Below are 19866 nucleotides of genomic sequence, written 5' to 3' on the forward strand. Positions count from 1 at the left end.
CATAGAGAAAATTATGCAACGTGTAATATTTACTTCGATACTATTAATGACGACCTCTTTTAGCCATGCATTTAGCATAGATAAAATGCTTCTTATAGCTGGAGAAGATGGTAATGGAGTTTTTACTCTGACTAGTTCGAAAACTGAACCTGAATATATAAAAGGTAACGTTAGCCAAGTAAAGGTTGAAAACGGAGAGTTAGAAAAGGTAGAGCTAACAAAAGATAATTTACCTTTATGGGATCTTGCGCTATTACCCAATAAACTGATATTAAATCCGGGGGAAAGACGTCGTGTATCAGTAAAGAATTTATGTCAGGTTAATTGTGATGATTTAGAGAAGGACAAAGTTTATCAAGTGACTTTCATGCCTAGCGTTATCGATGGAGATAAAAAAGAAAGTATAATTGGTATTAATTATGGTTATGCTCCTTATTATATTGTACCTGCAAAAAATACTAATGTTGACTACAAAGTTAAATATAACGGTTCAGAAGTTTATGTGGAAAATAATGGTAACACATTTTTCTACATACAGTTTGATAACTGTAAACCGAATTCTGTTAGTAACAAATGTAAACAAACTAATACAATACTATCTGGTCGAAAGAAAACCATAAAATTAGCAGAAGGCCTGCAAAATGTCGATTCGTTATCCGTTAAGGTAGCCAACCATGATTACAGTTATAACAAAAATATCACTATTAAAAAGAAATAGCCTAATTAGTATAGCGCTATTATTCACGGCTTTAGATAGTAGCCATGCTGCAGATGTATACGGAACGATTACAGCAAACAACTCTGTGGTTTGGAACAATGCGGCGCCAAATAGTTATTTCGGTAGTGAAGCTATATCTCCATCTGCATGGACGATAGCGCAAGAGCAACCAACGGCAGAGTGGTATCCCGCAACGATGGATAACCAACCCGTTAATAACGTTAGCTTTGTTAATCATTCTACAGGCGAAAGTTTTAACACCAGCCTGGAGTTGTTAGGCGTTGAGTATAATTTGGGTAGCTCGGCTAGTTATTTCACATCAAAAGACTACGGGTCAAATGTGGGAATGGGAGTTGCCAATGAGTGTGCAGCTACAAATATAAGTGGTTCGAGTGCGAAAGTGGGCCAAGAGTCGACTTTGTGTGTGTCGCGAATGGGTTACACAGCAACAAGCCGAATAGAGCCTTTTAAGTTTTATCGACCTGCTTTCGCTTTGCCTAATATCAGTAATGATGTGTTCGCAGCCCCTGTTGGATCTGGAACTTTTACGGCATCAATTAACCTTTCACCCACTTACTTTTTTACAAGTCAAACCGGTATGATGACTTATACCAGAGTGCCGGAGACGTTAATTATCACGATTGATTATCAAGCTGCGATCCTTGAATCATTAACGGTACTTGGAGACGGGAATATTGAACCCCAGTATGATACTGCAACAAAAAGGATCTCTGGTACAACGAGGTATGATGTTAGCTTGTTAGGGACTTTACCTACAGGCGTTATTATGACATTTAGCCCTACGTCAGGTGACTATGAGCTTACAAATATTGATAACTCGCTAGAAAAGATACCCTACACAATCACGTGTGCCATTGGCTGCGAAAGCCCTGACAAGGTGATTGTCCAAGACGGAGTACTTAATACCGTATCTTTTCCTGATTCAGAAGTGATTACAGTGAATGGAGAAGGTAGTAACAAAGTTGATGTAGCATACGATGTTAGTTTTGATGTCGATGGAAATGCACTCAGTTCAGGTAATTACCAAGGGTCGTTTAATGTTGTTTATGAGGTGAACCTGTGAACCGACTAATTAATAATATTTTTTTTATGTTTCTAGTACTAACCAGCGGTGCAGCGGTTGCTGAGAAGCCAACTGCTCATATTTTGGGGGTAGGGGCAAACTATGGCTATAATTTTGATGGAGATATGTTTGAGAATTCTCAATCTATTTATTTTCTCTACCAATATAACCGACTTCAATTGAATCTAGGTATCAAACATTATAAATTATTAGATGATTCTGAGTACATACCTGATTTAGGTTTGCTTTATAGTATACATGATGGAGAAGAAATTGATTTAAAGGTTGGAGTCGGATTTGAAGATAAATATCCAACAATAGAGTACCTTGCTGAGTATGCTTTGAATGAATATTTCGGTGCGAGTATCGCACTTAATCAAACGTTGAATGATGATTTTGGGCAAAATCAACGAGAAGCCGTGGTTGGATTATCTTATTATTTCAATGACAGCAAGCGTAAGATTGAGTCTGACCAAGTTGAACCTCGCCCTTCGTCACTTGAAATTACGAAAGCTCCGGATTGCACATCTGACCCAACTGATACGGACTGTGACTTCGATACTATGTCTAACAGTATATCCGAAGTTGCTGTTAAGCCGACATTACCTTATGTCGTACAAGAAGGTGATTGGTTATATGAACTACGTAGAAAGTTCGGCTTCGATTTAGAAGAGATCATTGAGAGTAATGATATTGAAAATCCTGATTTGATCATTCCTGGCCAAGTATTAGAATAAGCTCTTACCGGTAACCTGATCAATATTAAAGTATTACTAGACCTATTTCTTATAAGGTATGGTGATGCTTTTTTTTTGCACTCGATTAAATCTGTCTAACTATTCATCTATGATCTTACATAGCTTACGTTGATGTGAATAATCAAGTGTTGCCAAGAATCATGGTTTACATACCAGATCTTAGGTTCAGGTATTAAATATTACGAAGTTAGATAAAATTTAATTCTCTTAATGTAAAACCATTAAACTACTATGAAGACTTGCAAGATATGTATTAGCGTTTTACTCTTCGGTCTCTCCCTAAGGTTTAACTGCCATCAAATCGCTAACCAGTGCATAATATGCATAAGTCTGGTGAATTGATGTGGCCGTATCCATGCTATATCATGATCGTTATGAATGGACTTTTCTGAACAAATTAATGTTTACAAATCTAACATCACGGATGCAAGAGTGGCTGGTAGGCATTAGACTTCTTTTTTCCTGCGAATAAGCTAAACTCTCATATGTAACCAATTACATTTGAGGTGTTTATGAAGTCGTTTGTCAATATTAAGGTCGTTTTATGTTCGTTTTTATTTTTTGCAACCTCAGCGATTGCTTCTATTAGTGCTGATGATGTCACGTTTTCAGGCCGAGTCGATGGAGATATACGAGCAATTTATTCTGACAAAAGTCTAACGAATGTGGATGGCATGCAAAACACGAAAGCTGTAAGAGGCATGACTCAGAGCAGTTATGTAACATTACTAAACAATGAAGTAGATGATGTAATTGTTCGTGAGGTTGACATGTAGTCAAGCGAACATAGCATATTAGATTCTAACTTTTTACCATATGCTTTAATACTCAATCGCTTAATTACATAGTATATAGATTGTACTGATAATTTAAGTGGGAAAATAATGAGGTATATTGGTTCAATAATATCGAATACGAATGTCAAAACTGTAGAGCTGTGTTTTGAAAGATTGAAGCAAGCAGGAGTTCATCCATCAGAACTATCTTTCGATGGATTGGTACTCCTGTTAATGTGCGCGGAAAGAGACCGCTTAGCAACACTGAGAGCTAATTGAGCATGGGTTTGAACAGGTTTGACAGCCTGTAAGCAAGTTCAAGAACTCGGGTTGAGTAAATAGCTGGCTTGTTTTTATGTGCATTAAAGCTTTAGAATAATAGTGTTTACCAATTTTGATTGCACCGTTGGTTGATTTTTTCTCGTACGAAACAACAGAAAATCCCATTTTTTCGAGTACTTCTGCTGAGCTCTTTATAGCAACTGTTGTGTAGTAGTCGGTAATGTTAGCGTGTTTTGCTAGAAACCTGAATTCTCTATTTAATTGTAGACGAAAAGGTCGCTCGTACAGCGAATGATGGCTCACCGCAAAATAAGCTAATTTTCGTCTTTTATTATAAGGAACGGTTTTTCTTAAATCTATTTCATCAATCGACTTTTGAGAAAGTGTTTCAATTTCGGAGATCATACCTTCAGTCGTGAATATAGTGCCTATGTTATGTCCTAATAGCTCCCCTGTGACGCTGTCGACATATTTATAGGCAATGAAACGTTTTTCATTGCAATATTTTAAAAAATCGATTTTATAGAGTCCATGCTTAATATTCTCATCAGAGGTTTTCTCATGAAAAACAAGTACAGAATTTACAATCTCACTATCATTAGAATTTCCAATCGGATATTCACAAACAGGATTGTGTTCGATCATCGATGTTGACTGATAATTTGCTCTGGCGATCAAGTTATTTAAACTACGGTATTTCTCTTCCATCAGAGTATTGAATTGATCAACTCTATTTTTAGAACTAGGGTCTTGATGTTGTAAATGACTAACTTTAGATAGATAAGGCTCAAGATCGTTGGTAAATTCTCGCAAAACACGAATACTACGGCTAAGAGTTGGTTTAGTTGTTCCTCTTTCCCATCGACTAAGTGTAACGGTATCAATGTTCGATAGATCTCCTCCGAGTAAGTTGAGCTTTGTAGCTGCTTGACTTTGTGTTAGTTCATTCGCGATTCGATATTTTTTTAAGTATTCGCCAAACACAGTAGTTTTCTCCAATCTTTTGCATAAGGCGAAGTATTATTATGTGTAGAAACTTAAGATGGTAGGCATCTTAATTTAAAGTCTGTTTGGCTATGCCTAATGATTTTTGATTGAGTATTGGTTATCCCACTGGGTTGTTTTTATGAGGGTTATTATTTCGGGTTGAGAAAGAAGTGTCGCTGTATCAATTTCGTATAAGCAATGTTCGAATGAGCGGTTGCCTAATTTAAAACCTCCTTTTTCTGACTCAATATCAAATGCTATTTTCTTAAATCCAAGTTGCTCTAAAATTTGTCCGATTTCAGGCCATGCACTAAAGAAATAATAACGTTGAACATTTGAATAGTGAATTAGGTTTATAAATTGAGAAACTAACATACATCGAAATATCTGGAAATTAGAAGAGTAACGATTATAATTACAAACCGATAACTTAGTCGAATTTTTATAACTGACAGATTTTGTCAGGTCGATATCAATGATTTTTGAATGAGTAACTTTGTCAAAATAGTCACTTTCGAATATAAAACTAATTGAGTGACCTACCAACTGCCCGCTTTCTGTTATAAATCTTTTTAAAATAGCTCGTTTGTTTTGTTGGTAGTCATATAGATTAATGTCGAAAAAACCCTTCGGTGTATGGATGGCTGTTTCGTAAAAGATTTTAAGGCTAGATAGTATCTTGTCATCATCTTTCAAAAGAAGTGGCATCTCAGTAATTAAAGTTGATTGTGGCTCTTGTGGCTCTTCATAACTTAATGATGAAAGCTTCGTTACCCTGTTATTAAAACGAAGTTGTTCAACCTCGTCTAGTAGCTTTGTTTCGTTTGGATTAGGTATTAATTCATAAAAGTCACTCAGGTCAACCTGTAAACAACGCAAGATTCTTAGGCATTTTGCAAGTGTTGGTTTGGTTTTTCCTCGTTCCCAACGACTGAGAGTTACCACGTCTACAGAGCGAAACTCTTCATTTGCAAGGTTTAACTTAACAGCAAGCTCACTCTGAGTAAGACCTAGTGAGACTCTCAATTCCTTTAAATAGTCACCAAACATACATTATCCCTAAGCGTAATTTGATCTAATTGAAGTATAGTCATCTATGATAGTTTATGGCGTTTTTAATAACCTATCTAAATGTAACAGACTCGAGATTACCGTTTTGAAACGGCATTGTGTATTTGTACAGGAGTTCGTTTAACTACTTATGCAGTTTGTCTTCACGGTTAAGAAGTAGGCATGTAAAGCTACATATGATTTGTTCATGCTAATCCTTGCTAGTTATTGATCTGTAGTATGGATTAATCACAAAAAGAGGTTTGTTTATGAATACGAATATGTTGTCTGAAAATTTACAAGCCGAAGCACTTATTGACGATGTTAATCAGGGATTGTTTTATCCTGTTTTTCAACCGATAACTAATGGCAATGGAACTGTCGGTGCTGAGGTTTTGTTACGTTGGGAAAAAGGGCACGATGTTGAATCGTCAATTCGCTGTCTGTTAGACTCTAAGAAGATTGCATGGTTTACTCAAATATTCTTGTTAAGAGTGTCCGAGGAATTATTGTCTCAGAAGAAAATGATTGATTTTCTGACTATTAATATCTCCCCTGATCACGTTTTAAGTTTCACTTTTCTACGTGATATTTCCCCAATTTGGCAAGCATGTAATAAGTTGGGTATAACCTTATGGATTGAGCTTACTGAGAATGAACAATACCCGGTTGGCATTGACGAGAAAAGGATGATGTCCCAGTTTGGAGTATGTCGTGGTCTTGGAATTAAAATCGCGATAGATGACTATGGCAGTGGTTATAACACTGGTGAAGCACTGATTAGGGTTGTTAAACCGAACATAGTGAAAATAGATCGGTCGTTAATGAGAAACCGGAGTGATAATTCGACCTTTTGGGAGCGTCTTAGATTTTTAGCTCGGAAGTATCAGATTGAATTGTTATCTGAAGGTATAGAAAACCATGAAGATTTACGTTTTGCACAATCGCAGGGCATAGATTATTTTCAGGGCTATCACTTAGGCAAACCTGGCTCATTGAGTCAATTGTCGAAACAAGGTGCAGCATATTGCTGATCTACTTAAAAATAGCGTGAATAAATTCGGGTTACTTTTAGTGTGTAAAGCATCATCGTTAGTTTCAAGAGTTTTAGGTTTGCCGGAACATAATGCCATTCTATTAGTTTAATCATGCCTACTTAGTATCAAGTGTTTAATGCCTGCCAGTTTATCTATTTATAACCATTTGTTAGCATTGGGACAAACAACAAAACATTGGAATCGTTATGTCGCAGTCACCTTTGGATCAAAAGGCTTTGGAGCAAGAGCTTTCAGGTCAACAGCCCTCCTTATCTCAAATTAATGTGTTTCCGGTTAAATCAGTAGGTGGGATTGCACTCTCTTCTGCTTGGGTCGAAAAACAGGGCCTTACCTTCGACAGACGTTTTATGTTGGCGTTGGCTGACGGATCAATGGTGACGGCACGTAAGTACCCTAAAATGGTCAAGGTGTCTTCTAGCTTGCAGCCAGACGGTTTGATTTTTACTTACGAAGGCAAAGAACCGCTGCGCCTAAAATATGCAAACTTCAAGATGCAAGAAGCGCCAGCAACGGTGTGGAAAGACAGCTTCACGGCATACACGACATGTGATGAAGCCGATGATTGGTTCAGTGATGTGTTGGGCGTGCGCGTTGAGCTACTGTTTTCTGGCGAGCAATCGAATCGTGTTCGTGAAAAGCTCGGTCACAATGTGAGTTTTGCTGACGGTTACCCAATGTTAGTGATCAGCCAAGCCTCTCTTGATGAACTCAATCGCCGCAGCCCTGAAACCCATTCAATGGATCAGTTCCGCACCAATTTTGTCGTCTCAAACACTGAAGCGTTTGCTGAAGATGGTTGGAAGCGCATTCGAATTGGTGAGGTTGAATTCGAAGCGGTGAAGCCTTGTGAGCGCTGTATCCTAACGACAGTCGATGTTGAGAGCGGCGAATTCAGAGCAACAAAAGAGCCACTCAATACCTTTTCTACGTTCAGAGCCAATGAACGTGGTGGCGTTTTCTTTGGTCAGAACCTTGTGGCGAAAAATGAAGGTCTGGTGAAAGCGGGTGACGTTGTTGAGGTACTTGAAACCAAAGAGAAAGAACACTACGAAGACTCTTGGGTCGAGTCACTGCACTTAACTTGCGTCGAGCGTGAAGAGATCGCTCGAGACTTTACGACGTTCTGGCTAGAGCCAGCGAAAGAGAACCACGCATTACCAAGCTATCAGCCGGGGCAGCATCTACCGATTGAAATGGTGATTAATGGCGAGAAAGTGTCTCGTCGTTACACGTTATCTTCTAGCCCTTCACGCGCAGGTCGTTTGGCGATTTCCGTGAAGCGAGTGGACGATGGTCAAATCTCAAACTGGCTCAATGATCACTTCCAAGTCGGTGACACGCTAGTTGCTCAGAATCCAGATGGCGCATTCTACTTAGAAGATAACCCAACACATCCATTACTGCTGTTATCAGCGGGAAGCGGCATCACCCCTATGTTGTCGATGCTTCGTTACTTAGCCGACCATGGTCAGATTGATGATGTGGTGTTCTATCACCAATGCAGCAGTGAAGAAGATATCCCTTATCAAGCTGAGATTGATAAGATCGCTCGCGAACATGCTGGTCTAAGTGTGATTTATTCACTAAGCCAACCAACGAAAGAGTGGGATGGTTTGTCAGGTCGTTTGAGTGTGTCTCATATCGCCAAAATTGAGGACCTTCATAAGCGCCAAGCATTCGTGTGTGGCCCTGACGGCTTTATGGATAATGCCAAGAAATTGCTGATTCAAATGGGGCTGAATCCTCAGCATTATCATCAAGAAGCGTTTGGTGTTGCTCAATCAACGGAAGAAGCGGTGAAGCAACTGCAGTTGAGCGTTAACGGCTACCTGTTCGAAGGCAACAACCAATCAACACTACTAGAGCAAGCTGAGTCGGCAGGTGTGTCTATCGCATCAAGCTGTCGCGCGGGTTTCTGTGGTGCTTGTAAAGTGACCCTTGAGTCTGGGCAAGTTCATCAACCTGATGTACCGGCGTTGCAAGAGCATGAACGCAACATGGGGCAAATACTGGCGTGTTGCAGTGTGCCTCAAACTGATATCGAAGTTGTAGACTAACTCGGTAGGTCGGAAGGCCAGAAAGAAAAGCACATTGAATAGAAAAGGCCGGAAGTTCACTGAAATGAACTTCCGGCCTTTTTGATTCTAAGATTAATTCAAACAATTAATCGTAGATCGTTGGGATCGGTTGACGCTTGTGCTGTGTTGCTTTGTAGATGCCTACTAAGCGGTCTGACACGTCTTGAGGGACTTCTTTACCTTCAAGGAAATCATCGATTTGGTCGTAAGAAAGGTTCAATGCTGCTTCGTCGGCTTTCTGTGGATCAAGCTCTTCTAGGTCGGCAGTAGGCACTTTCTTAACCAATAGCTCTGGCGCACCTAGCGTTGCTGCAAGTTCACGAACTTGACGCTTGTTCAGGCCAAACAAAGGCGCTAAATCACATGCACCGTCACCGTGTTTGGTGTAGAAGCCAGTGATGTTTTCTGCTGAGTGGTCAGTACCAATCACAAGACCACCAACGTAACCCGCAATTTCGTATTGCGCGATCATGCGAGCGCGAGCTTTCACATTACCTTTAACAAAGTCGATTTTTGCTGAGTCTGTTGGTAGTAAACCTGTACCTTCAAGTGCAACGTGAGATGCTGCGTGAAGCCCATCAACACCCGCTTTGATGTTTACAGAAACAGATTGAGAAGGCTGGATGAAAGAGAGAGCAAGTTGTGCTTCATCTTCATCTTTTTGTTCGCCGTAAGGTAGGCGAACCGCAATGAATTGGTAGTCGTTGCTGCCAGAGTTTTCATTCAGGCTATCCACGGCCATTTGTGCCAAGCGGCCACAGGTCGTTGAGTCTACACCGCCACTGATACCAAGGATCAGAGACTTGCAGCCTGACTGCTGAAGTTTCGTTTTAATAAAGTCCACACGACGAGTCACTTCGAAGTGAGGGTCAATTGAAGGTAGTACGCGCATTTCGTCACGAATTAACTGTTCCATTCGTATTCCTTTCCTGCAAGCAAATTAAAAATCTAGTGTTATCATACCTAAATCATCCGATTTAAAAACCTCTTTGCACAAGCTTAGAAAGAGAAGGCAGCAATTAATAATGGAAAAAATAGCCATTTTCGGTAGTGCGTTTAATCCGCCGAGCTTAGGGCATAAAAGTGTGATTGATTCACTGGCTCATTTCGACAAGGTTCTTCTGGTACCAAGTATTGCCCATGCTTGGGGAAAAGAGATGCTAGACTTTGATACGAGATGTCAGTTAGTTAACGCATTTATTAGTGATCTTTCATTGGATCAAGTTGAACTATCATTGATCGAAAAGAGTTTGTTTACGCCCGGTGAAAGTGTGACAACTTATGCTGTACTAAGTGAATTACAAAAGTTACATGGTGACGCTGAACTCACGTTTGTTATCGGACCGGACAACTTCTTCAAGTTCTCATCTTTCTATAAATCAGGTGAGATTACCGAGCGATGGTCTGTAATGGCTTGCCCAGAGAAGGTGAAGATCCGTAGCACAGACATTCGTAATGCGTTGATAAGTGGAAGCGATGTATCAAAACTGAGTACAAAGTCAGTTACAAAGATGTTGCAAGATAGTGGACTGTATACAATAATGTAGATTCACTAATTCAAGAGGTCTGATGACTATGCTAAAGCGCGCGATACCAGCGACGATGATCATTGCAGCATGCAGTTTACCTGCACAGGCTGAATGTGACTTTTTTAGCTTAGATTCAATCATGCTGACTTCTGATGATGAGAATAGCTGTTTAGATCTTTCTACGAGCATTGAGTCTTTTGGTGAGCGCATGCTGGAAATCACTGGTATGAGTGAAGACGAAGCCGAGAGCACACCAGACTATTGGTCTGACTGGGTACTTCAAACCAAAGATGCACCACTGTTAACTCAAAGCCTTGAGTCAAATTATGTTGGCTTAGGGATGTGGTTTCCTGAAGACTTAGAAGATGCGCAATATGATATGTCTACTGAAGAGTGGCTACTGAATCACGGTTTGCAATTAAGCATTGGCTTCGGAGAGAAAGTAGAAGGGCAACCTCGTATGCGCTTTGATTATCGTTGGCATGATTCAAGAGATGCCGATTTGATGATGCAGGTCGAGTTACCGTTTTAGAAGGACGCTATTGTTCTTCAAGATTGCTAACTTAGCTTCTATTTAACCTGAATTAGTACTAAGAATTAAAAAAGCCGCAGAAACTCAGTTTTTGCGGCTTTTTAGTATCTAGGTTCTCGCTTTTCTTAGCGACGATCGGTCTGATTAGTGACTATAGGTCGTCACCAAACACCAGCATACACAACTGTTCAAACTCTTCTTCTTTACCTGAGAATAAGTCGTCGATTACGGCAGAGCGCTTTTGACCTGATTGCATACGCTTCTTCGCTTCGCGCATTACCATGACTAAGGTGTGCTCTTGTGGCAGGTTAGAGTCATCAATGTTCCACTGATTGAATCGTTGAGACAACGCACTTTCACAAAGCAGTGGTTTGAATGCCAACACTTCTTGCTTGAGTACAGAGAGCATATCTTTACACGCTTGCTCGGTATTGTTCGCACCTGAAGCTCGGCCGTGAGTCAGCTCTAGTTTCTCTAGCAACGCCAAAGAGAGGTTAGTTTGCGTGATGTAACCAGCTTGGCGCGGGAAGGCATCTGTCAGTCGCACTGAGAAATCGACACGGCTAACTTGAGTGTTTGGGAAGTAAGTCAACGAAGTTAAGCAGTCAAAGGGAATCCAAACGCTTTGGCCAGGTTCAACAGCGTACTCTTGCTTACCCAGTTTGATCAAAACCAAGCCACTTTGAACCGATACAAGGCTATGTTTTAGTACTTTCTTGCGTGGTGTGATCACCAAGTGTGAAAAGTAAGCCGATGTATATTCAATAGCGAAGTTCATAGATAGTACCTTAATTTTGGGGCGTCAAGATTACCGTTAATCTGAAAGAATGCCAACAATAACAGGGGATTTTCACTGTTTCTGGTCTGACCTTGTCAAAAGTATGGGCTCTGTAGCTGCGAGAAGTCAAAACAACGCGTAGAATGAGCTAGCTTTTTATTATATGAATGAAAAAATGACCTCTCCAACCGATCCATATGTTGATATTCGTCCTTACGGCGATGATGAAATTCCAGCGGCACTAAACCGTCTTATTAATGATGAAGAGTTCATCAGTGCGATTCTGAACTACCGTTTTTCAAATCACTCAGCTTGGTTCCAAGCATTAATGAGCCCAGTTCTATGTGTTTACTTAAAAATGAAGTGGAGCAAGCTGACTAGCGTTGAATCCATTCAGATTGAAGTGAAAAAGTACTTACGTGACACGCTAGCGAACACCACAAACGGTGTGACGTACACAGGCTTAGAGTCATTGGATGTGAATCAAGCATACTTGTTTGTATCAAACCATCGTGACATTGCTATGGATCCAGCATTGGTGAACTACGCATTGCATCAACAAAATCACCAAACTTGCCGTATTGCGATTGGTGATAATCTTCTGAAGAAGCCGTGTGCGACAGAGTTGATGCGCTTGAATAAGAGCTTTATCGTTAAGCGCTCGCTTAAAGGGCCGCGTGAAATGATGAAAGCGTTAGGCCAGCTCTCTTCTTACATTAAGCACTCATTAGAAACAGGCAACTCAATCTGGATCGCTCAAAAGGAAGGTCGTGCGAAAGACGGTAACGATTTTACTGAGCCAGCAATTTTGAAGATGTTCCACGTTGAAGGACGTAAGCAAAAAATTGCTTTCCCTGAATACGTGAAGTCATTGAAGATTGTTCCTGTGGCTATTTCTTATGAGAACGACCCATGTGACACGGCTAAAGCGATAGAGCTTTTCGAAAAAGACGTAAACGGCAGTTACGAAAAGGGTGAGTTTGAAGATATCGAAAGTATCATTCAAGGCATCATCGGTGATAAAGGACGCGTTCACGTTGGTTTCGGTCAGGTTATCGACCAAGATTTTGATACGCCTGAAGCGCTTGCTGAAGAGATCGATCGTCAGATCCACGATAACTATAAACTGTTCCCAGTAAACTTGCTGGCAGCAGAAAAAGAAGATGAGTCGATTACAGCGGCCGTTAAACAAGAGTTTGAAGCTAAACTGTCGAGCCTGCCACAAGGTGCGCGTCAGTACTTGATCGATAGCTACGCCAACCCAGTGAAGAACATTGGTTAACGAGCGTTAGTTAGCTTGCTAGTTGATTAGCAACTTGATTGAATTGAAAAAGGAGCCTTGGGCTCCTTTTTTGTTTCTGAATCACCATTTGTTGCTGCGATCGAGCATTAACGTATTAGAGCATTAGAGCATTAGAGCATTAGCCTGAATTAGCGAGCGACTGCACCACCGAGATCTAGATTGGTTGGCCATTTGGTTACGGTGTTGCCGCCCAGATAGATATTGCCTTTGACTGTCATGGTCTCGGGGAATGTTGTAATCCCAGAACCACCTATATAAAGGTCGCCGTCAATCACGATCCCGTTGGGTAACTCGGTTAAAGGAGTGCGGATCACGCTCAGATCGCCTTTTACTCTAAAGCCATTCGGTAGCCTTTCCAGTGGAGTGTCGGTGAGGTTGATAAAGCCGCCCACTCTTACACCTCTTGGCCAGCTGGTGATTTGGCTGCCAATCAAGTCGACGTAACCTTTTATCTTAACCCCGCTCGGGACTCGAGCGAGTTGGCTGTTAGAGCCTTTAAGGCTGCCGTTCACTTCTAACCCTTTGGGTAGGCGTGTTATCGCAGTATTCTCTATATTGAGATTACCATCTACCACCAAGCCAGTTGGAAGTGATGTATAAGGCTTATTTCGTAGATATAAGTTTCCGTAATTATCGAGATGGTTCAATATTTGATAGTGATCGAGTGGTTCAGCACTGACATTTGTTATGGTTAAGGAACCAATAATAAGTGCAATTATTCTGAGCATAACAGGCTTCTTATTACGATAGACGCTTACACTATAATGGAAAAATTAATCTCGCATAGTGTTTTACCCATTTGGCGGTAGATTAACGAGGAATGGAGCAAAGATGATAGGTAAATTAATGATTAGAGTAAATATACGAATTATTAAGGTCTTTCTGATAGCCGCTTCAGTGTTTGGTTCAATGTCTGCGAGTGCCAACAAAGTAATTTCAACGCCCGGTAAAGCTGCGGTGGTGGTGACACAAGGCGGTCAACAGCAACGAGTTTGTTATTACGATGACAAGGCTTATAGCATTGGGGCAGTGTTAGAGGTGGGGGGCGTAGTGATTCAGTGCGCTGCAGAAAACGATTTTGAGCAAAATGGGTCACTGGCTTGGGTTCAATTAAAAAAAGACGAGTAATTCACTCGTCTTTTAATAAGCATATAAATGCTTATATTAACGCGCTAGAGAGCGAGTCTTAAGTTCAAAAATAATCTTCTCAGCGCTAACTTCAAATTTAAAGCGAGCATGCAACTCTGTGCTTTCTTCAGTCATCTCTGATGCTTCGAACTCAACGTTGCTAGACACTTGTTTAGCAAGTTCAACATACTTAGCAAACTCAGCTTCAATCAGTGCTTTTGAGTTTCCGTAAACCGTTACTTCAGCAACATCGTCGCCTTCTTTAATGATGAACCCGATTTCGCCTGCACAGCCGCAAGCCTCACATACATCGTTGTTACCAATATCTTGGCTCATAAATAATCCTCTTACAAAGTCTGAGGTTATTCTAACGAGCAATTTGAACTGTATCTACAAAAATTAAAACCTTTGAACTAATTTATACTGGTATGCTATGTTGTTTGTTAAGGTGTTTGATGAATATCTATATTCGCGCCGCCAAATATGTATGTGATTTACCTCACGTTTTGTTGAAGAGGAATGTTATTAATATGTCAGAATATCATTCACTTAGTTGCGCCAGAAATGATTTTATAAGACTATCTATCGCTTGATAGGTATTTATACAATGAATTTTTCGTTGGGTATTTCATATTCTAAGTAGTTATTTAAACTTATCGACTTAGGATTGTAAGGTGATTTTCGAAGAATAATTAGACAAAGTGTCCAAAGAGGCATCACTGTAAAATTGTTCGTACATAGTATTTGTGTGAATTTAGTTATAAATACTTGCGAAAAAATACCTTGCTCACATAATGCTGATAACGATTTTCATTCTGACTTCATTTGATTGAGTTAGATGGATTTACAAAGAGAAGAGCCTGAATATGCCAAAGCGTAGTAAAGAAGATACAGAAATCACGATCCAGAAAATCATGGATGCCGTTGTAGACCAGCTACTAAGATTGGGTTACGACAAGATGTCATACACGACGTTGAGTCAACAAACGGGTGTTTCTCGTACAGGTATAAGTCATCACTTTCCAAAGAAAACGGATTTTACTGCTGCTCTAGACGGTCGTATTTTCAAGATGTTCATGGAACACATTGACTTCGAAAATGGCCTTGACGCATTTTCAGCTAGCTGGGTTGCAGCACTTGAAGACGCTGAGTTCCTAGCAATCTTACGTTTACTTTTCCATCATATCGTTACTGCTGAGAGCGCACATGAGTTCGCTGCAAACGGTATTGATCGTCTATACAAGCTGACTGAAACTCAGTTTGGCGATACTAGCGGTAAAGAACTAGAGTGGTTGATTGGTAAATCATTGATTCGTATGAGCCAATAATCAGCACTCAATAAAAGAAGCTCCTGCGGGGGCTTTTTTTGTGCCTGCCGTTTCACTTCTTGTGCGTTTTTCTCTCAATCCCACACCGATGTTGCTGTTTGCTGAATGATGTTATTTCTTTTCTTTTTATATGCTTACGCCCGCGGCTTGTTTTTCTCTTCAGTGTTAAAAGCTAAGTAACCCTAACGGGTAGTGTTCATTTCTAGAGCCTCAAATGCTCAAGGTGAGTCGTTTTGGTGCTTGCTGCTGTGGTTATTAATAAAATTGAGTTTAAGCCGAGAGAGTGGCTGTGAGCCAATAAAAAGCCCCGAACAAATCGAGGCTTAGGATTACGTCATTGTTATCAAGAACGAATACTCAAAACGAGTCGCTCCTTAATCGGACTTATTGTGCGGGGTGAACCTGAGGGAAGCTCATGGTTGGGTGTTTTTCTACGATACTTTTGTAACCATACACATCTTCTATCATCGAAGGTTTCAGTGCATCCCAAGGCTTGCCATCACACACCAAATTGCCATCTTTCAATACCACCAATCGATCGGAATACTGCGCGGCTAAGTTGAGATCATGCAAAACTACGATAACCGCGGCATTGTGGTTGTCGGCTAATTCTCTCGCAATCTTTAAGGTGTTGTGCTGGTGGGCAAGATCCAGTGCAGACGTTGGTTCATCAAGCATCAAAATACATTGGTCACCAGAGTGGTGAAGCTGAGTTAATACTCGAGCCAAGTGCACTCGCTGCTTTTCACCGCCTGATAGCGAAGGATAAAGCCTTTCACTCAAGTGAGTCACATCAGCAACATCCATTTTTTGGCTAGCAATGCTGGTCAGCTTCTTGTTGGATTCTTGCAGAGGAATCCCACCAAGCTCGACAACTTCATGTGCCAAGAATGGGAAGGTCAATGTGCTGTGTTGAGGAAGCATAGCAAGGTGCTTCGCTAACTTTTGAGAAGGCCACTTGTCTTTACTGTGTCCAAAATACTGGATATCGCCGTTGCTTGATATCTCTTGGCACAAAGCTTTAAGCAGCGTGCTTTTACCTGCGCCATTTGGCCCAAGCAGTGTGGTTACCTTTCCCGCTTCAATCTCAATAGAAACGCCATCTAATATCACTTTACTGCCGAACTTCACTTCGATATCGGTCGCTTTTAAAGCTGAAGGAAACATTAAAGGATTCTCCCTTTCTGTTGAAATAGTAGATATAAGAAGAATGGGGCGCCGATAATCGCAGTGACAATACCAACAGGAAGTTCAGCCGGAGCAAGTACCACACGTGAGAACATGTCTGCGGCGGTTAGCAGCAGTGCGCCTAGTACCGCTGATAGTGGCAACAGAACTCGGTGGTCAGGGCCTGCCAACATGCGACCTAAATGTGGGATAACCAATCCAATAAAACCAATCATGCCAGACAGGCTAACTGTGATACCAACGCCCGCAGCCGTCAGTAGAATCAGCTTTCGTTTCAGCTTTTGAACTGGGATACCAAGGTGTTGCGCTTCTGACTCGCCCAGTAATAGAGCATTTAGAGACATCGCTTGGCGGTAGAAAACAACAAACAAGCCAACGAGCGTGACAGCTGCCAGCAAAATTCCTGACCACTTAGCGCCCGCCAATGAACCCATCGACCACAATGAAAGATCGCGCAGCATTTGGTCATCAGCAATGAAATTCAAGAAGCCAATACCTGCGCCAGAGAGCGCACTGATCGCCACACCCGCCAACAACATGATGGTGACAGAGGTGCCGAATTTACCTGTACCCAGCTTATACACCAGCAGCGTGGTTAAAGCGCCGCCAAGAAAAGCGAACACAGGAACCGCAGCAAAGTTCATGAAAGCAGGGTATTGAAGCGATAGCTCAGAGAACAAAACGATAGCCAGTGCAGCACCTAATGCTGCGCCCGCAGACACACCGATGATCCCAGGCTCAGCAAGCGGGTTTCGAAATAGGCCCTGCATAACAGCACCACATAACGCGAGAATCGCACCAATCAACATGCACAAGATGGTTCGAGGTAAGCGAATCTCTTGAATCACCAAGTTGATGTGGGGGGCTAAATCATTGTTTGGCTGAAGTAAGCTCGCTGCGCTGTCAGCCAAGCTAATGTTCATTGGCCCAACGGTGATTGAAAACAGTGCGACGAAGACTAGGGTAGCACCTAGGCCTAACATCGATGTTTTCAGCGGGACGGATCGTAACAACATAAAGGGCCTCAATGTCCGTCACTAACTTCAATATCCATCACCAACATTGCGAAAGTAGGCTGGTGACGGGCATTGAACTAGCAACAGTAAAAATAGGGTAGTCGCGTTATAGCGGGTAGATAAGTTATAGCGGGTAGATAAGTGCGTTTAGACGCTTTGCTTCAGAGAGGCTTTCTAGGCCAAGCCCGCCAACCAAAGCACTGCCATTTACGGTAATGATTTGCTTGTTCATACCTGCAGGCGTTGCCACTAGCATAGGCAGTGATTTCAGGATGGCATCTGCGCCGCCCATTTTTTGATAACTACGGCCGCTTACTAAAATGACATCAGGTTGCATCTCAACGAGTGATTCCATTGAAAGTGGCTTGTAAGACGTTAAGCTCTGAGCGGCAGGGTTGATACCGCCAGCTAACTCGATGATTGCGTTTGGTGATGTTTCACCGCCAGCAACGTTGGCAGGGCGACCTTCATGCAGCAACAGGAATAGAACTTTCTTCGCTTCGTTGCTTGGTACTTGGTTCGCTTTCAGTGCTGCGATCTTTTGATTCACATCGGTTTTCACTTGCTGCGAGTGGTCTTCGGTATGGGTGATCTTTGCGATTTGGTCGATACGCTTTAATAGCCCTTCCACGTTTGCTTCAGTGTTAACAATCTCTACATCGACGCCTGCCGATTTTAATTGAGAGATAGCGTTGTCTGGTCCCATTTCATCCGAGCCAATCAATGTGGTTGGCTCTAGGGCGAGTAGACCTTCAGCAGACAGGTTTCGGTGATAACCAATCTTTGGCAGGTTTTCTCCTTGAGGGAAGTGGCTGGTCACATCAATCGCGACTAACTGCTCTTCGGCACCTAATGCCAAAACCAATTCAGTAACGGCACTACCAGCACTGATGATTCGAGGTTGTTCAGCGTCGTTGGCCATTGCGGGTGCGCTAAGTGCCAGGCTGATTGCAGCTAATGAAAGAAGAGGTGTCTTGGTCTTTAATTTATTGAGCACGTTTAAGTTGTTCATAATAAGTTCTTTATATTTTCTTTTTGTATCGCGAAGATACTCAGTGAGCAGTCCGTTCGCATTGTGAGTTCGAATCGATAGAGAGGCTTAGTCTGCTTGTTTAGTTTTATCAACCAGAAGCCAAACCTCGTGAAAATTGAGTGTCGCTCTAGCCATCGTCCGTGAGCAATTGAGTCGCTGGTATTCCGTTTTCTTGAAGGAATGAAAGCAACTTCACTAGGTTCTCCACGTTAGCGGCTTTATCTGCGCCAATGATGATCGGTTTTTTATCCGTTGAACCAGTCTCTTCTAACAGCGCAATCTTGAAGTTTTCCCAGTCGATGTATTCTTGGCCGTTAATTGCCCAGTAGGGTTCGCGGTCTAAAATATTGACGCTAATTGAATCCTTGTGGACTTCAGAAACGTTTTTAACATCCGAGCTTGGCAGCTCAACTTCTAGCGATTCCAGCTTTACCGATGCCGTAAGCAATAGAAAAACCATCACGATAAAAATGATGTCGAGCAGCGGTGTTAAGTCCGGCGCTAGGCTCTGTGTGTGAGATGAGTGGGGCGTTTTAATCATGCTTGGCTCACATCACCGATAGAGGTTTTGTTGACAGGCTTACCTTGAGTATCATCTGACTGATTGGTTTGAATCGACATGCCTTCTAACCACACATTCACATAGTTCAATGTATGCTCCAATTGAGCTAGCACTCGATCGGCCCATAGCCCGAGTAGCTGAGCACCAGAAATAGCTGGAAGCGCAATCATTAAACCTGCTGCTGTGGTTCGCATTGCTAATCCAAGACCATCTGCCAAATCATTAGGCGTGATGCTGCCTGTTGTCGCGGCAACGCCTTTAAACATCTCAATAAGACCAAGTACCGTACCAAGCAAGCCGATGAGTGGGCTGATCACGCCGATCAAACCAAGCAGTCTTAAACCTGCATGAAGCTGGTGGCGTTTTTCTTGTAGCCAGATCCCAGCGGCATCTTCACGTAACCCTTTTGAGAAAGAGTGGTGAGCAAGCAACATTGACACGCCCTTGTACAAGAGCGGGCGTTTACCTGAAATCGACTGAGCAAGCGCTTCAATCTCTTTGCTGTTGGTTGGTGAAATTTGGTTAAGCTCACGACGAATAGCACGTTTGCCCACACCAATGCTGAGCATGACTTGGAAGACACGTTCAGCGATGATCATTGCTGTTAATGCTGAGCAGATAAGAAGAGGCCAAGTCATTAAGCCAAGTTGATCTTGTAAATAACTGATTTGTTGCATG

At 41.8% G+C, this 19866-nt stretch carries 22 protein-coding genes; 11 read left to right on the forward strand and 11 right to left on the reverse strand.

Annotated features, from left to right (window positions below):
* Window positions 1–13: 13 nt before the first annotated feature.
* The 4 genes from AB4507_RS00690 to AB4507_RS00705 all read left to right on the forward strand — a co-directional run bounded on the left by AB4507_RS00690 (window position 14) and on the right by AB4507_RS00705 (window position 3336).
* Window positions 14–718, forward strand: a complete 705-nt coding sequence (locus tag AB4507_RS00690) for a hypothetical protein (protein WP_229648578.1) — start codon at window positions 14–16, stop codon at window positions 716–718.
* Window positions 675–1802, forward strand: a complete 1128-nt coding sequence (locus AB4507_RS00695) for a hypothetical protein (protein WP_372182044.1) — start codon at window positions 675–677, stop codon at window positions 1800–1802. Before AB4507_RS00690 ends, AB4507_RS00695 begins: the two co-directional genes overlap by 44 nt.
* The gene (locus tag AB4507_RS00700; protein ID WP_065584792.1) at window positions 1799–2539 is read left to right on the forward strand and encodes a LysM peptidoglycan-binding domain-containing protein; all 741 of its coding nucleotides are present in this window, start codon (window positions 1799–1801) and stop codon (window positions 2537–2539) included. Before AB4507_RS00695 ends, AB4507_RS00700 begins: the two co-directional genes overlap by 4 nt.
* A 533-nt stretch (window positions 2540–3072) precedes the next feature.
* Window positions 3073–3336, forward strand: a complete 264-nt coding sequence (locus AB4507_RS00705; RefSeq protein ID WP_017062773.1) for a hypothetical protein — start codon at window positions 3073–3075, stop codon at window positions 3334–3336.
* 255 nt (window positions 3337–3591) lie between these two features.
* Here the strand turns inward: AB4507_RS00705 and AB4507_RS00710 are convergent, their stop codons facing one another.
* Together AB4507_RS00710 and AB4507_RS00715 are read right to left on the reverse strand one after the other, a co-directional pair.
* Window positions 3592–4602: a helix-turn-helix domain-containing protein gene (locus AB4507_RS00710; RefSeq protein WP_102321327.1), complete on the reverse strand. Its 1011-nt coding sequence runs from the start codon at window positions 4600–4602 to the stop codon at window positions 3592–3594.
* A 96-nt stretch (window positions 4603–4698) separates the two neighbouring features.
* A complete protein-coding gene (locus AB4507_RS00715) occupies window positions 4699–5655 on the reverse strand; it encodes a helix-turn-helix domain-containing protein (protein WP_102321328.1) in 957 nt (318 codons plus the stop codon).
* Window positions 5656–5924: 269 nt separating this feature from the next.
* Here AB4507_RS00715 and AB4507_RS00720 point away from each other — a divergent pair, with 269 nt between their 5' ends.
* Window positions 5925–6689 (forward strand): EAL domain-containing protein, encoded by a 765-nt coding sequence (locus tag AB4507_RS00720; RefSeq protein ID WP_017062770.1) that lies wholly within the window; start codon window positions 5925–5927, stop codon window positions 6687–6689.
* Window positions 6690–6898: 209 nt separating this feature from the next.
* Complete coding sequence (locus AB4507_RS00725; RefSeq protein ID WP_372182046.1) at window positions 6899–8770, forward strand: MOSC N-terminal beta barrel domain-containing protein; 1872 nt, start codon at window positions 6899–6901, stop codon at window positions 8768–8770.
* 106 nt (window positions 8771–8876) lie between these two features.
* Here the strand turns inward: AB4507_RS00725 and nadE are convergent, their stop codons facing one another.
* Entirely contained in the window at window positions 8877–9707 is an 831-nt protein-coding gene (gene nadE / locus AB4507_RS00730; RefSeq protein ID WP_017062768.1) for an ammonia-dependent NAD(+) synthetase, read from the reverse strand.
* A 109-nt stretch (window positions 9708–9816) separates the two neighbouring features.
* On the opposite strand from nadE, the gene AB4507_RS00735 reads away from it, so the two are divergent.
* On the forward strand, window positions 9817–10338 hold the full coding sequence (locus tag AB4507_RS00735) for a nicotinate-nicotinamide nucleotide adenylyltransferase (protein ID WP_372182047.1): 522 nt from the start codon (window positions 9817–9819) through the stop codon (window positions 10336–10338).
* Window positions 10339–10360: 22 nt separating this feature from the next.
* On the forward strand, window positions 10361–10852 hold the full coding sequence (locus tag AB4507_RS00740) for a hypothetical protein (protein ID WP_116871305.1): 492 nt from the start codon (window positions 10361–10363) through the stop codon (window positions 10850–10852).
* A 151-nt stretch (window positions 10853–11003) separates the two neighbouring features.
* Here the strand turns inward: AB4507_RS00740 and AB4507_RS00745 are convergent, their stop codons facing one another.
* Window positions 11004–11630, reverse strand: coding sequence for a hypothetical protein (locus AB4507_RS00745; RefSeq protein WP_061032206.1), 627 nt, complete (start codon window positions 11628–11630; stop codon window positions 11004–11006).
* Between the two features lie 175 nt (window positions 11631–11805).
* On the opposite strand from AB4507_RS00745, the gene AB4507_RS00750 reads away from it, so the two are divergent.
* Window positions 11806–12912: a 1-acyl-sn-glycerol-3-phosphate acyltransferase gene (locus AB4507_RS00750; RefSeq protein ID WP_372182050.1), complete on the forward strand. Its 1107-nt coding sequence runs from the start codon at window positions 11806–11808 to the stop codon at window positions 12910–12912.
* A 149-nt stretch (window positions 12913–13061) separates the two neighbouring features.
* On the opposite strand, the gene AB4507_RS00755 is transcribed toward AB4507_RS00750, so the two are convergent.
* The gene (locus AB4507_RS00755) at window positions 13062–13661 is read right to left on the reverse strand and encodes a hypothetical protein (RefSeq protein WP_017062763.1); all 600 of its coding nucleotides are present in this window, start codon (window positions 13659–13661) and stop codon (window positions 13062–13064) included.
* 103 nt (window positions 13662–13764) lie between these two features.
* Between AB4507_RS00755 and AB4507_RS00760 the strand changes: the two genes are divergently transcribed.
* Window positions 13765–14061: a YnjH family protein gene (locus AB4507_RS00760; RefSeq protein WP_017067955.1), complete on the forward strand. Its 297-nt coding sequence runs from the start codon at window positions 13765–13767 to the stop codon at window positions 14059–14061.
* 36 nt (window positions 14062–14097) lie between these two features.
* Here the strand turns inward: AB4507_RS00760 and AB4507_RS00765 are convergent, their stop codons facing one another.
* A complete protein-coding gene (locus AB4507_RS00765) occupies window positions 14098–14397 on the reverse strand; it encodes a YfcZ/YiiS family protein (protein WP_017062761.1) in 300 nt (99 codons plus the stop codon).
* 530 nt (window positions 14398–14927) lie between these two features.
* Between AB4507_RS00765 and AB4507_RS00770 the strand changes: the two genes are divergently transcribed.
* Window positions 14928–15389: a TetR/AcrR family transcriptional regulator gene (locus AB4507_RS00770; RefSeq protein WP_004731875.1), complete on the forward strand. Its 462-nt coding sequence runs from the start codon at window positions 14928–14930 to the stop codon at window positions 15387–15389.
* Window positions 15390–15773: 384 nt separating this feature from the next.
* Here the strand turns inward: AB4507_RS00770 and AB4507_RS00775 are convergent, their stop codons facing one another.
* The 5 genes from AB4507_RS00775 to AB4507_RS00795 all read right to left on the reverse strand — a co-directional run bounded on the left by AB4507_RS00775 (window position 15774) and on the right by AB4507_RS00795 (window position 19865).
* Window positions 15774–16556: a heme ABC transporter ATP-binding protein gene (locus AB4507_RS00775; RefSeq protein ID WP_017062759.1), complete on the reverse strand. Its 783-nt coding sequence runs from the start codon at window positions 16554–16556 to the stop codon at window positions 15774–15776.
* Window positions 16556–17593 carry an iron ABC transporter permease gene (locus tag AB4507_RS00780; protein ID WP_048609731.1) on the reverse strand — a complete coding sequence of 346 codons (1038 nt, stop codon included), beginning with the start codon at window positions 17591–17593 and terminating at the stop codon, window positions 16556–16558. Before AB4507_RS00780 ends, AB4507_RS00775 begins: the two co-directional genes overlap by 1 nt.
* Window positions 17594–17717: 124 nt before the next feature.
* Window positions 17718–18605: a hemin ABC transporter substrate-binding protein gene (locus tag AB4507_RS00785; RefSeq protein ID WP_372182051.1), complete on the reverse strand. Its 888-nt coding sequence runs from the start codon at window positions 18603–18605 to the stop codon at window positions 17718–17720.
* Between the two features lie 148 nt (window positions 18606–18753).
* Window positions 18754–19167, reverse strand: coding sequence for a biopolymer transporter ExbD (locus AB4507_RS00790; RefSeq protein WP_017062756.1), 414 nt, complete (start codon window positions 19165–19167; stop codon window positions 18754–18756).
* Window positions 19164–19865 carry a MotA/TolQ/ExbB proton channel family protein gene (locus AB4507_RS00795; RefSeq protein ID WP_017062755.1) on the reverse strand — a complete coding sequence of 234 codons (702 nt, stop codon included), beginning with the start codon at window positions 19863–19865 and terminating at the stop codon, window positions 19164–19166. The genes AB4507_RS00790 and AB4507_RS00795 overlap by 4 nt, the downstream gene beginning before the upstream one ends.
* Between the last annotated feature and the right edge of the window lies 1 nt (window position 19866).

The sequence above is a fragment of the Vibrio sp. 10N.222.54.A3 genome (assembly GCF_041474095.1).
GTDB classification, from domain to species: Bacteria; Pseudomonadota; Gammaproteobacteria; order Enterobacterales; family Vibrionaceae; genus Vibrio; species Vibrio crassostreae_C.

What these genes read in the sequence shown, in the direction of transcription:
- AB4507_RS00690 (WP_229648578.1), top strand. Translation starts at nt 14, where the DNA reads ATGCAACGTGTAATATTTACTTCGATACTATTAATGACGACCTCTTTT.
- AB4507_RS00755 (WP_017062763.1), bottom strand. Translation starts at nt 13,661, where the DNA reads ATGCTCAGAATAATTGCACTTATTATTGGTTCCTTAACCATAACAAAT.
- AB4507_RS00725 (WP_372182046.1), top strand. Translation starts at nt 6,899, where the DNA reads ATGTCGCAGTCACCTTTGGATCAAAAGGCTTTGGAGCAAGAGCTTTCA.
- AB4507_RS00770 (WP_004731875.1), top strand. Translation starts at nt 14,928, where the DNA reads ATGCCAAAGCGTAGTAAAGAAGATACAGAAATCACGATCCAGAAAATC.
- AB4507_RS00765 (WP_017062761.1), bottom strand. Translation starts at nt 14,397, where the DNA reads ATGAGCCAAGATATTGGTAACAACGATGTATGTGAGGCTTGCGGCTGT.
- nadE (WP_017062768.1), bottom strand. Translation starts at nt 9,707, where the DNA reads ATGGAACAGTTAATTCGTGACGAAATGCGCGTACTACCTTCAATTGAC.
- AB4507_RS00740 (WP_116871305.1), top strand. Translation starts at nt 10,361, where the DNA reads ATGACTATGCTAAAGCGCGCGATACCAGCGACGATGATCATTGCAGCA.
- AB4507_RS00705 (WP_017062773.1), top strand. Translation starts at nt 3,073, where the DNA reads ATGAAGTCGTTTGTCAATATTAAGGTCGTTTTATGTTCGTTTTTATTT.
- AB4507_RS00785 (WP_372182051.1), bottom strand. Translation starts at nt 18,605, where the DNA reads ATGAACAACTTAAACGTGCTCAATAAATTAAAGACCAAGACACCTCTT.
- AB4507_RS00795 (WP_017062755.1), bottom strand. Translation starts at nt 19,865, where the DNA reads ATGCAACAAATCAGTTATTTACAAGATCAACTTGGCTTAATGACTTGG.
- AB4507_RS00745 (WP_061032206.1), bottom strand. Translation starts at nt 11,630, where the DNA reads ATGAACTTCGCTATTGAATATACATCGGCTTACTTTTCACACTTGGTG.
- AB4507_RS00750 (WP_372182050.1), top strand. Translation starts at nt 11,806, where the DNA reads ATGACCTCTCCAACCGATCCATATGTTGATATTCGTCCTTACGGCGAT.
- AB4507_RS00775 (WP_017062759.1), bottom strand. Translation starts at nt 16,556, where the DNA reads ATGTTTCCTTCAGCTTTAAAAGCGACCGATATCGAAGTGAAGTTCGGC.
- AB4507_RS00735 (WP_372182047.1), top strand. Translation starts at nt 9,817, where the DNA reads ATGGAAAAAATAGCCATTTTCGGTAGTGCGTTTAATCCGCCGAGCTTA.
- AB4507_RS00695 (WP_372182044.1), top strand. Translation starts at nt 675, where the DNA reads ATGATTACAGTTATAACAAAAATATCACTATTAAAAAGAAATAGCCTA.
- AB4507_RS00715 (WP_102321328.1), bottom strand. Translation starts at nt 5,655, where the DNA reads ATGTTTGGTGACTATTTAAAGGAATTGAGAGTCTCACTAGGTCTTACT.
- AB4507_RS00760 (WP_017067955.1), top strand. Translation starts at nt 13,765, where the DNA reads ATGATAGGTAAATTAATGATTAGAGTAAATATACGAATTATTAAGGTC.
- AB4507_RS00790 (WP_017062756.1), bottom strand. Translation starts at nt 19,167, where the DNA reads ATGATTAAAACGCCCCACTCATCTCACACACAGAGCCTAGCGCCGGAC.
- AB4507_RS00780 (WP_048609731.1), bottom strand. Translation starts at nt 17,593, where the DNA reads ATGTTGTTACGATCCGTCCCGCTGAAAACATCGATGTTAGGCCTAGGT.
- AB4507_RS00720 (WP_017062770.1), top strand. Translation starts at nt 5,925, where the DNA reads ATGAATACGAATATGTTGTCTGAAAATTTACAAGCCGAAGCACTTATT.